The following is an 11,956-nucleotide window of genomic DNA, read 5'->3' as shown; positions in this document are numbered from 1 at the left end:
ACGCCCAGGTGCGAAAAGGGCATCGAGCTGGACCGGCCCGAGCTGATCCGCCAGAACGCCATGGCCCTGCACCAGCAGGCCGTGGTGCTCAAGGCCATGCCGCTGAACAACGCGACCCAGATCACCGACGAGGAGCGGGCCCTGCTGGGCCGCTGGTTCGACGCCGGCATGCCCTGAGGGCCGGGCCGCCCGCCGCCGGGTTCAGGCGGGCTGGGCCGAGGGCGCGGGGGCCGGACCGCCGCTGCGCCGCGTGACGGCCTGCAGCGTGGCGATCAGCCGCCCGATGTCGATGGGCTTGGCCACATGGGCCACCATGCCGCAGGCCAGGCACTGCTCCCGCTCGGCCGCCAGCGCATGGGCCGTCTGGCCGATGACCGGCAGCGTCGGGGCGATCTGGCGCAACTGACGCGTGGCCTCGAAGCCGTCCATCTCGGGCATCTGGATGTCCATCAGCACGGCGTGGAAGGCGCCGGGCTCGGCCCGCACCCGTTCCACCGCCACCCGGCCATTGCCGGCCAACACCACCTCGGCCCCGGCCCCGCGCAGGGCTTGCTCGATCACCAGTTGGTTGACCTCGTTGTCCTCGGCCACCAGCAGGTGCAGGCCCCGCAGCGGCAGCTCATCCTGGGTCGGCACCGGTTCGCGCAGGTCCAGGGGCAGGGTGGCCATGGACACCGTGCGCAGGGGCAGGTGCAGCACGAAGCAGCTGCCCTGGCCCAGCTGAGAGCTCACCTGGATGTCCCCGCCCATCAGCTCGGCCAGGCGCCGGCTGATGGTCAGGCCCAGGCCGGTGCCGCCATAGCGTCGCGTGGTCGAGGCATCGGCCTGGTGGAAGGGGGCGAAGAGCTGGTCGAGCTGCTCGGCGCTCATGCCGATGCCGGTGTCATGGACCGCGATCACCATCTCCTCGCCCTCGACATCGGCCCGCAGTTCGATGTGGCCGCTGGCGGTGAACTTCAGCGCGTTGGACAGCAGGTTGGCCAGGATCTGCTGCAGGCGCAGCGGGTCGGTCAGGCAGGTGTCGGGCAGCGCATCGGCCAGGCGGATCTCCAGCCCCAGGCCCTTGGCGACGGCGCTGTCCCGGATCATGTCGGCGGCCGCCTCGATCAGCTGGCGCGGGTTGGCCGGGATGGACTCCACATCCAGGCGCTCGGCCTCGATCTTCGAGAAGTCCAGCACGTCGTTGATGATGCCCAGCAGCAGGCGGCCGGCCCCGAGGATGCGCAGATAGCCCTCCTCGGCCGGGCTCTGGCGGGCCTTCTCCAGGCCCAGCTGGGCAAAGCCCAGGATGGCGTTGAGCGGGGTGCGGATCTCGTGGCTCATGTTGGCCAGGAACTCGCTGCGGTGGCGCGCCTGGCGCTCGGCCAGTTCGCGGGCGGCCTCACGCTCGGCTTCCAGGGCGTGGCGCTCGGAGACATTGCGGACCACGGCCACCACATCCTCCCCCGCGGGGGCCAGGCGGGCCTCGTAGGTGTGCGCGCTGGCGTGAGAGGGATAGGCCACGTACTCCACGGTCGCCGGTTGACGCGTGCGCAGCGCCCGCTCCAGGCCCTGCATCAGCAACTGCGTGGCTTCCGGTGACAGCACCTCGCCGAGGTGCAGGCCGATCTGCTCCTGTGCCGGCAGGACCAGGTCGGCGTTGTTGCCGGCCCGGGCATCCAGGATGCGCCCGTCCGCCGACAGGCGGAAGTACATGTCGGGCAGGGCCTGGAACAGGCTGTTGAGTTCGGCGGTGCGCCGCGCCACCTCGCGCTCGAGCAGCTCGGCCTCGGCGGCCAGCTGCCGCGTGGCCAGCTTTTGATAGGTGATGTCGACAAAGGAGGCCAGCAGGTAGTCCTGCGCCCCGATGCTCATGCGCGTGGCCGAGAAGGCGATGTCCAGGGCCTCGCCATTGCGGCGCTGCAGGGCGATCTCGCGGCTCTTGACCCGGTGCCCTTCGCGCAGCATCGTCTCCAGCAGGGGGCTGTGCGCCTGGCCCGCGGGCGAGAGCCCCAGCGCTTCCACGGCCCGGCCGATGACCTCGTCGATGCGCTGGCCGAAGAGCTCCAGCCAGGCGGTGTTGACGTCCACCACATGGCTGTCGTTGGCCCGGCACAGCAGCATGCCCACCGGGCTGGTCTGGAACATCTGCGCAAAGCGCATCTCGCTGTCCTGCAGCGCGGCCACGGCCACGCGCCGCGTGGACTCGGCCTCGGCCGCGGCCAGGGCCAGGCTGACCTGGCCCGCCAGGCGCTCCAGCAGGGCGGTTTCCTCGGGGCCCAGGCGGTCGCCGCACAGGCTGAGCACGGCGCGCCGCTGGCTGCCGGCCCGCAGCACCACGGCCACGCGGGTGTCCCCCGGGGCGTCGGTCTCCTCCAGCAGGTGATCCACCACCATGCCACCGCCGTGCCAGGCGCGCGCCTCCAGGCTGGTCGGCGGGTCTTCCCGCAGGGCGACCGGCATCGGCGCGTCGATGAAGCCGACCTGGGCCACCGGCTGCAACCAGTCCTCGCTGGCGTCGGGCTGTCCGATCCAGGCCTCGTAGAGGCTGCCTTCGCTCTTGAGCGCGCCGCAGACGACGCCGAACAGGGTCACCGCATCGCGCGTCAGGGCCGAGGCCTCCTGCACCCGGGCCAGCACCCGGTACAGGCGGTTGAGGCGGCTGAGCCGCTCCTCGTTCTGGCGGTACTGGGTGACGTCGCGGGCGATGCCCACCACCCCGGTCACCCGCTGCTGGGTGTCGCGCAGCGGCGTGCGGATGACCTCGAACAGACCGGCTTCCGTCTGCCCCGGCGAGCGCAGCCACTCCTCGGCGATGGTGCGGTGTCCATGTTGCAGCGCTTGGCGGTCGCGCTGCCGGGCCAGCTGGGCCTCGGCCTCGGGCAGCAGCTCGCCGTCGGTCTTGCCGACGATGTCCTCCGGCGCCAGGCCGTGCCGTTCGGCGAAGGCGGGGTTGCAGGTGATGTAGCGGCCCGACAGGTCTTTCACGAACACCAGGTCGGGCAGGGTGCTGATCAGGGTCTGCAGCTGCCGGCGCTGGGCGTGGAGTTCGGCCGTGCGACGCTCCACCATGCGGCGCAGCGCCATGCCCCAGCCCAGGATGATCATGCCCAGGACCACCCCGCCCAGGGCGATCAGTCCGACATAGTGTTCCCAGGCGGGGGGCATCCGCTCGCCAGGATTGAGCCACTGCCGGCGCAGGGCCGCCCGGTCCTCGTCGGTGAAGGTGGCAAAGCCCTTCTCGACCTGGATCAGCGTGGCCAGGTCGGCCTTGCGCACGGCGCGGTGCAGCTGACCATTGTTCAGGGTCAGCACGGCGCGGTAGTCGCGGTGCAGGCCGGCGCGGTAGAGCAGGAACTCTGCGGGTGGACCGTCCATGCAGAACATGCGCACCGCGCCGGCCTTGGCAGCGTCGATCAGGGCCGGGTAGCTGGGCAGGCGGGTCACCCGGGTGACGCCGGCCTCGGCCAGCCGCTCGATGCAGGCGTCGCCGTCCTTCACGCCCACCACGAAGCCCTTGAGCGAAACGAGGTCGCGGATACCGCCGATGTCCTTGTGGACGTAGATGTGCACCGGCACGTCGGCATAGGGGGCCGAGAAGCTGAGCGTGGCTTCGCGTTCTGGCGTGCGGAAGATGGTGTCGATCACCTGCGCCCGTCCCTCGGCCATGTCCTTCAGGGCCAGGGCCCAGTCCTCGGCCCGCAGCTCCACGGGGGTGCCGGTCCGGCGCTGCCACAGCTGCCAGCTGTCGACCAGGTAGCCCTGGATCTGGCCGTCGGGGCCACGGAACACATAGGGCGGGTAGCTGTCGTCCAGGACCACCACCAGCGGCGTCTGCGTCGAGGTGGTTTCCGCGGCGGGCACCCCCAGCGGCCAGCAGCAGGCCAGCAGCAGGGGCAGCAGGAAACGCGGGCAGGACAGCGGCATGGGACGTGGGGCCCGCGGGTGGGGGATGCGGAGCCCGCCCAGCATATCGCAGCACCGCCGGGGTTTGAGCCCTGAAGCGGCCGCATTTTGCGAGTTCGGTCCGGTGGGGGGCGCGGTGTAATCGGCCCGTGTCGGTCCCGCACGGATGGGGCCGGCTGGCCTGTGCCCTTGTGTCCCGCATGTCCACCGTGAACCACGACGCCCGATCCAGCGCCCAGATTGGCCGCTTCCTGCTCCGCCGCGCGCTGGGCCGGGGGGCCCAGGCCACGGTGTGGCTGGCGCACGATCCCAAGCTGGACCGCGAAGTCGCGCTCAAGCTGCGCCACGAGCCGCTGGGCGCCGACGAGATGGACGCCTGGCTGCACGAGGCCCGGGCGGTCAGCCGTTTGCGGCACCCGCACATCGTGCCGGTCTTCGAGGCGGACATCCATGAAGGGCGGCCCTACATGGTCTTCGAGTGGGTGCCCGGCGGCTCGCTGGCCGAGCGCCTGCAACGCGGCCCCATGCCCTGGCGCGAGGCCCTGCGCATGGCCTGCGACGTGCTGGACGCCCTGCAGGTGGCCCACCACGCGGGCGTGGTGCACCGTGACCTCAAGCCCTCCAACATCCTGATCGACGCCCAGGGCCATGCCCGGGTGATGGATTTCGGCATCGCCGCCCGGTTGGATGCCTGCGGACGGCCCACGCACCCAGGTGGGCCGGAGGCCGGCGCCATCGTCGGCACGCCGGGCTACATCGCCCCCGAGGCCGCCCGCGGTGCGCCACCCGCGCCCGCAATGGATGTCTTCTCTCTGGCCCTGATCCTGGTGGAGATGCTGGCCGGGCACCCGGCCCGCACACCGGAAGCCGATCCCATGGTGGCCATGCGCCGGGCCGCCACCGTGCCGGTGACGCTGCCGCAGGACCTGGGCGACCGCGCCGATGCCCATCTGCGCGCCATCCTGGCCGAGGCCCTGGCCCACGAACCGGCCCAGCGCACGGCGAGTGCCCAGGCCCTGCGCGAGGCCCTGGTCAACTGGCTCGACGGCATCGATGCCGGTGCGAACAGCACCCTGCCCATGCCCCTGGACATGGGCGCCGGCACGCCGAGCGCCGGCCAGGGCACGCTGGAATTCCTCTGGCGCCGCATGCGCCACAAGAGCGACTTCCCCGCGCTGGGCGAGGCGGTGGCCCGCATCCACCGGGTGGCCAGTGACGAGCAGGTCAACCTCTCCAACCTGGCCAACGAGATCCTCAAGGACGTGGCGCTGACCCACAAGCTGCTGCGCCTGGTCAACAGTGCCAGCTTCGTGCATGCGGGGGGCGGCACCATCGGCACCGTCTCGCGCGCGGTGGCCCTGGTGGGCCTGAGCGGCGTGCGCAACATGGCGCTGTCGCTGGTGTTGCTGGAACACATGCGCGACCGGGCCCATGCCCAGGCGCTGACCCAGGAATTCCTGCGCGCCCTGATGGCCGGCATGCTGGCCCAGGGTTTCAGCCAGACCCCGCAGGAGCGCGAGGAGGCCTTCATCGGCGCGATGTTCCGCAACCTGGGGCGTCTGCTGGTGGGCTTTTATTTCGTCGAGGAGGCCCAGGAGGTGCGCGAACTCGCGGCCCGCGTGGGCGAGTCGACCGCCGCCTGGCGGGTGCTGGGCGTGGACTACGAGACCCTGGGTGGCGAGGTGGTGCGCCGCTGGGGCCTGCCCGAGCCGCTGCAGCAGGTCATGCGCCTGCCGGCGGGGCGCGTGCCGTCCCGCCCGGTGAGCGAGCCGGCCGAGCGCCTGCGCTGGCTGGCCAGTGTGGCCAACGAGGTGGCCGACGCCCTGCTGAGCACCGACCCCTCCCAGGCCAGTGGACGGCTGGAGGCGCTGGCCAGCGCCTATGCCCCCGCCCTGGGCCTGCAGCCCGCCGCCGTGGCGGAGGCGGTGCGCCAGGCGCGTGAACAGGTGGGCGACTTCGTGCAGGCCAGCGCCCTGGTGCTGGCGGCGGATTCGCCCGTACGGCAGTGGCTGGCGGCCCCCACCACCTCGGTGGCGGCCGAGGCGCCCACGCTGGCCCTGGCGCTCGATGCCACCACCTTGCCACCCGATGCCCTGCCGGACCCGGCCGAACCCACGCTGCGCCTGCCGCAGGCCGCACAGGATGGCGCCCTGGTGCAGGCCCTGCTGACCGCCGGCATCGCCGACGTCACCCAGGCCATGGTCAGCGACCAGGTGGACCTCAGCCAGGTGCTGCGCATGGTGCTGGAGACCTTCTACCGCGCGGTGGGCTTCTCGCGGGTGGTCTTCTGCCTGCGCGACGCCAAGGGCGAGCAGCTGACCGGGCGCTTCGGCCTGGGCGAAGGCGTGGAGGCGGTCTGCCAGGCCTTTCGCGTGCCGCTGCATCCGCCGGCCGGCAAGGCCCCGGACCTGTTCACCGCGGTCTGCCAGCGCGGGGCCGACACGCTGATCCACGACACCCGCAACGGACCGATCGCCGAGGCCCTGCCGCCCTGGTTCCACCAGCAGGTGCGGGCCGGCGCCTTCCTGGTGCTCCCCTTGGTGCTCAAGCAGAGCAGCTTCGGCCTGATCTACGCCGACCTGCTGCCGCCCGACCGGCTGGTGCTGGGCGAGCAGGTGCTGGCCCAGCTGCGCACCCTGCGCAACCAGGCGGTGATGGCTTTTCGGCAGCAGTCCTGAGCGCTGGCCTGCGGCCTCAGCCGCCGGCCAGTTGCCGCGCCAGGGCGTTGTGGCGTGCCAGCAGCGGCACCAGCTCCAGCGTGGCCAGTTGGCCCTCGCGCACCACCACCCGGCCGTTGACCACCGTGTAGGCCGCCTGGCTGGGCGCGCACAGCAGCAGCGCACCCAGCGGGTCGTGCACCGCGCCGCCGGCCAGGGCCAGCGTGCGCAGATCGAACAGGGCCAGGTCGGCCGCCATGCCCGGGGCCAGGTGGCCGATGTCGTCGCGGCCCAGCACCCGGGCGCCGCCGCGGGTGGCGATTTCCAGCGTGGCGCGCGCCGTCATCTCGGCCGGGCCGTGATCGCACCCGAAGGGTTCGAGGGCCCGCCCCACCCGTGCCAGCAGCAGGGCCTGGCGGGCCTCGCCCAGCAGGTGGGCGCCGTCGTTGCTGGCGCTGCCGTCCACGCCCAGGCCCACCGGCACGCCGGCGTCCAGCATGCGGCGGATGGGGGCGATGCCCGAGGCCAGGCGCATGTTGCTGCAGGGGCAGTGGGCCACGCCGGTGCCGGTGGCGGCGAAACGGGCAATGCCCTGGCCGTCGAGCTTGACGCAGTGGGCATGCCAGACATCGTCGCCCAGCCAGCCCAGGCTCTCGGCGTACTCGGTGGGCGTCATGCCGAATTTCTCGCGGCTGTAGGCGATGTCGTGGTCGTTCTCGGCCAGGTGGGTGTGCAGCCGGGTGCCGTAGCTGCGGGCCAGCGCGGCCGAGTCGCGCATCAGCTCGCGGCTGACCGAGAAGGGCGAGCAGGGCGCGGCCACCACGCGGCGCATGCTGAAGCGGCTGGCGTCGTGCCAGGTCTCGATCAGGCGCCGGGTGTCGGCCAGGATGGCGTCCTCGCGCTCCACCAGCGCGTCGGGTGGCAGGCCGCCGGCGCTCTCGCCCACGCTCATGCTGCCGCGTGCGGCGTGAAAACGCATGCCGATGGCCTCGGCCGCCTCGATGCTGTCGTCCAGCCGCACGCCGTTGGGGTAGAGGTAGAGGTGGTCCGAGCTGGTGGTGCAGCCCGAGAGCAGCAGCTCGGCCATGGCGACCTGGGTCGACACCCGCACCATCTCCGGCGTCAGCCCGGCCCAGATCGGGTAGAGCGTCTTCAACCAGCCGAACAGCTCGGCGTCCTGCGCGGCGGGAATCGCCCGCGTCAGACTCTGGTACATGTGGTGGTGGGTGTTGACCAGGCCGGGGATCACGATGTGGCCGCGGGCGTCGATCACCTCGTCGGCCTCGCGCGGCAGGGCGTCGGCCGGGCCGATGGCCTCGACGGCGCGACCGCGGATCAGCACGCTGGCGCGCGGCAGCTCGCGGCGCTGCTCGTCCACCGTGACCACCAGGTCGGCGTCGCGGATCAGCAGGGAAGGTTCGGTCAGGGACATCAAGGGCTCCGGATGGACGGGGGCTTTGGTATCGTGGCCCGGCAGTTGTTCAACCATTGTCCGTCCACCATGTCCTTCTATCGTGTTGTTGATGCGCTGCATCATCCAGGCCTGGCTGCACCCTCGCTCGGGTCCCGGGGGCGGGCATGAGCGGCTGGAGCTATGCACGGGCACGTGATCTCTTGCGCGGCCTCTTTGATGAAGCGGTGCGCGTGGCCCGTCCCGAGGCCATGCTGGCCGCCCACCTGCCGCCGCCGCCCGAGGGCGGACGCACCCTGGTGTTGGGCGCCGGCAAGGCCGGTGGCGCCATGGTGGCGGCGCTGGAGGCCGCCTGGCCGGCCGAGGCGCCGCTCTCCGGCCTGGTGGTCACGCGCTACGGCCACATGCCGCCGGGCTGGGCCGAGCGCCCGCACCGGGTGGAGTTGGTGGAGGCGGCCCACCCCGTGCCCGACGCGGCCGGGCAGCGCGCGGCCGAGCGCATGCTGGCGCTGACCCAGGGCCTGACCGAGAGCGACCTGGTGATCTGCCTGATCTCTGGCGGCGGCTCGGCCCTGCTGAGCCTGCCCATGCCGGGCCTGACCCTGGCCGACAAGCAGGCGGTCAACCGCGCCCTGCTGGCCAGCGGTGCGCCCATCGGCGCGATGAACACGGTGCGCAAGCACCTCTCAGCCATCAAGGGCGGCCGGCTGGCCGCGGCCTGCGCGCCGGCCCGGGTGCTCAGCCTGCTGATCTCCGACGTGCCCGGTGACGAGCCCTCGGTGATCGCCAGCGGCCCGACGGTGCCGGACCCCGGCACCTGCGCCGAGGCCCTGGCCCTGCTGGCGCGTCACGGCATCGCGCTGCCCGCGGTCGCGCTGGAAGCCCTGCGCAGCGGCGCCTGGGAGACGCCCAAGCCGGGCGATGCCTGCTTCGCCCGCGCCGAGGCCCGGGTGATCGCCGCGCCACGCCAGAGCCTGGAGGCCGCCGCCGCCCTGGCCCGTCAGCAGGGCCTGGCGGTGCATGTGCTGTCCGACGAGATCGAGGGCGAGTCCAGCGAGGTGGGGCGGGTGCATGCGGCGCTGGCGCGGGCCTGTCGTCGCCACGGCCAACCTTTCGCGCGGCCCTGCCTGATCCTGTCCGGCGGCGAGACCACCGTGACCCTGCCGCCGCCGGGCAGCGGTCAGGCGCCGGGCCGCGGCGGGCGGGCCACCGAGTTCCTGCTGGGCACCGCGCTGGCGCTGCAGGGCGAGCCGGGCATCTGGGCCCTGGCCGGCGACACCGACGGCATCGACGGGGTGGAGGACAACGCCGGTGCCTGGGTCACGCCCGACACCCTGGCGCGTGCCGCGGCGGCCGGCGTGTCGGCCGCCGAGCACCTGCAGCGGCACGACGCCTACGGCTTCTTCGGCGCGCTGGGCGACCTGCTGGTCACCGGGCCGACGATGACCAACGTCAACGATTTCCGCGCCCTGCTCGTCACCTGAGCTGCGGTATGGTGGCGCCCCATGACTGACACCAGCCTGATCCAGTGGGTGGGCGCCGGCCTCTTCGCCGTCGCTCTGCTGCACACCTTTTCGACCAAGTTCTTCGAGAAGCTGGCCCACCGCCAGCCCGAGCACGCCGGCATCTGGCACCTGCTGGGCGAGGTGGAAGTGGTGTTCGGCTTCTGGGCCATGGTGCTGCTGGTCTTCATGTTCGCCGTCGAGGGCAAGCATGAGGCGGTGCGCTACCTGGACGGGCGCAACTTCACCGAGCCGATGTTCGTGTTCGCCATCATGGTGATGGCCGGCACCCGGCCCATCCTGCAGCTGGCCGCGCGCCTGGTCCACTTGGTGGCCATCCTGCTGCCGGTGCCGCGCAGCGCGGCCATCTTCTTCGTCACGCTGTCGCTGGTGCCGCTGCTGGGCTCCTTCATCACCGAGCCGGCGGCCATGACGCTGGCGGCCCTGCTGCTGCGCAACGGCATCTATGCCGCACCGGTGTCCGAGAAGCTCAAGTACGGCGCGCTGGGCGTGCTCTTCGTGAATGTCTCGATCGGCGGCACGCTGACCAACTTCGCCGCGCCGCCGGTGCTGATGGTGGCCGAGGCCTGGAACTGGGACCTGGCCTTCATGATCGAGCACATCGGTGACCGGGCCGCGCTGGCGGTGGTGGTCAATGCGGCGGTGCTGACCCTGCTGTTCCGGCGCGAGCTGGCCACGGTGTCGGGCAAGGCCTCGGCCCTGGGCGAGCTGGTGCCCTGGCCGGTGATGGCGGTGCATGTGGCCTTCCTGGCCGGGGTGGCGGCCTTCTCGCACCACCCGCCGGTGTTCATGGGCCTGTTCCTGTTCTTCCTGGGCTTCACCCACGCCTACGAGCGCTACCAGAACCCACTGCTGCTGCGCGAGGCGCTGATGGTGGCCTTCTTCCTGGCCGGCCTGGTGGTGCTGGGGGGGCTGCAGCAGTGGTGGCTGCAGCCCATGCTGATGGCCATGGACGCCAACGCGGTGTACTTCGGTGCCACGGCGCTGACCGCGGTGACTGACAACGCCGCGCTGACCTACCTGGGCTCGCTGGTGCCCGGCCTGAGCCAGGAGTTCAAGATCGCCCTGGTCAGCGGCGCGGTGACCGGCGGAGGGCTGACCCTGATCGCCAACGCACCCAACCCAGCCGGCGCCGCGGTGCTCAAGGGCAGTTTCTCGCAGCAGGCCATCCAGCCGGTGGCGCTGCTGCTGGCCGCCACCCCCCCGACCCTGGTGGCGATCGCGGCCTTCCGCCTGTTCTGAACGCTCAGCGCATCGAGCCGGTCTGCGTGTAGCGCAGGTGCCAGCTCAGGGCTTCCTGCAGCAGGTGCGGGGTGTGTCGCCCGGCGCCGCTTTCCATCGCGCGGTTGAAGTAGTCGTGCAGGGCCGGGCGGAAGTCCGGGTGGGCGCAGCGGTCGATCACCACCTGGGCGCGCTGGCGCGGCGACAGGCCGCGCAGGTCGGCCAGACCCTGTTCGGTGACGATGACCTGCACGTCGTGCTCGGTGTGGTCCACGTGGCTGCACATCGGCACGATGCAGGAGATCTTGCCGTCCTTGGCGGTGGAGGGCGTCATGAAGATCGACAGGTAGGCGTTGCGGGCGAAGTCGCCCGAGCCGCCGATGCCGTTCATGATCGAACTGCCCATCACGTGCGTCGAGTTGACGTTGCCGTAGATGTCAGCCTCGATCATGCCGTTCATCGCGATGATGCCCAGGCGGCGCACCAGCTCGGGGTGGTTGCTGATTTCCTGCGGACGCAGCACGATGCGCTCGCGGAACTGGTCCAGGTTGGCGGTCAGCTCTTCCAGCGCGGTCGGGCTCAGCGAGAAGGCGGTGGCCGAGGCGGTGCTCATCTTGCCGGACTTCAGCAGCTCCAGCATGCCGTCCTGCAGCACCTCGGTGTAGGCGGTCAGGTTCTCGAAGGGGCTGTCCAGCAGGCCGGCCATCACCGCGTTGGCGATGTTGCCCACGCCCGATTGCAGGGGCAGCAGATTGGCCGGCAGGCGGCCGCGCTTCACCTCGCTCTGCAGGAACTCGATGATGTGGCCGGCGATCTGGCGCGAGGCGTTGTCCGGCGGCGTGAAGGCGCTGTTGCGGTCCGCGTGGTGGGTCTCCACCACCGCCACCACCTTGGCGGGGTCGACGCGCAGATAGGCCTCGCCGATGCGGTCGTTCGGGTGCACCAGGGGAATGGGCTGGCGGTGCGGCGGCAGCTGGGTGCCGTAGTAGATGTCGTGCATCCCCTCCAGCTTGGGGCTCTGCCAGCTGTTGACCTCCAGGATGATCCTGTCGGCCTGGTCCAGCCAGGTCTTGTTGTTGCCGATCGAGGAAGAGGGGATCAGGCGGCCGTCTTCCAGGATGCCGGAGACCTCCACCACCGCCACGTTCAGCGGGCCGAAGAAGCCGAACCAGACGAACTGCGCGACGTGCGAGAAGTGGATGTCCAGGTACTCCATCTCGCCGGCATTGATGCGGGCGCGGCAGGCGGGGTCGGACTGG

Annotated in this window: 6 protein-coding genes; 3 read left to right on the top strand and 3 right to left on the bottom strand. The window is 71.6% G+C overall.

The window, feature by feature from the left end:
- Positions 1-201: 201 nt before the first annotated feature.
- The gene (locus tag I73_RS31100) at positions 202-3,906 is read right to left on the bottom strand and encodes a PAS domain S-box protein (RefSeq protein WP_051049308.1); all 3,705 of its coding nucleotides are present in this window, start codon (positions 3,904-3,906) and stop codon (positions 202-204) included.
- 179 nt (positions 3,907-4,085) lie between these two features.
- Between I73_RS31100 and I73_RS20765 the strand changes: the two genes are divergently transcribed.
- Positions 4,086-6,563: a serine/threonine protein kinase gene (locus I73_RS20765; RefSeq protein ID WP_022982377.1), complete on the top strand. Its 2,478-nt coding sequence runs from the start codon at positions 4,086-4,088 to the stop codon at positions 6,561-6,563.
- Positions 6,564-6,579: 16 nt separating this feature from the next.
- Here the strand turns inward: I73_RS20765 and I73_RS20760 are convergent, their stop codons facing one another.
- Positions 6,580-7,974 carry an 8-oxoguanine deaminase gene (locus tag I73_RS20760; protein WP_022982376.1) on the bottom strand — a complete coding sequence of 465 codons (1,395 nt, stop codon included), beginning with the start codon at positions 7,972-7,974 and terminating at the stop codon, positions 6,580-6,582.
- A 146-nt stretch (positions 7,975-8,120) separates the two neighbouring features.
- Between I73_RS20760 and I73_RS20755 the strand changes: the two genes are divergently transcribed.
- Both I73_RS20755 and I73_RS20750 read left to right on the top strand, forming a co-directional pair.
- A complete protein-coding gene (locus tag I73_RS20755; RefSeq protein WP_026097008.1) occupies positions 8,121-9,437 on the top strand; it encodes a glycerate kinase in 1,317 nt (438 codons plus the stop codon).
- Positions 9,438-9,458: 21 nt separating this feature from the next.
- On the top strand, positions 9,459-10,718 hold the full coding sequence (locus I73_RS20750) for a putative Na+/H+ antiporter (protein WP_022982374.1): 1,260 nt from the start codon (positions 9,459-9,461) through the stop codon (positions 10,716-10,718).
- Between the two features lie 4 nt (positions 10,719-10,722).
- On the opposite strand, the gene I73_RS20745 is transcribed toward I73_RS20750, so the two are convergent.
- The coding region (locus I73_RS20745; protein WP_022982373.1) for a succinate CoA transferase at positions 10,723-11,956 on the bottom strand (1,234 nt) is incomplete at its 5' end.

Source organism: Ideonella sp. B508-1 (assembly GCF_000333615.1).
Classification (GTDB): domain Bacteria; phylum Pseudomonadota; class Gammaproteobacteria; order Burkholderiales; family Burkholderiaceae_C; genus Ideonella.
Note: the sequence above shows the minus strand (reverse complement) of the source record. Positions and strands in the feature narration are given on the sequence as shown.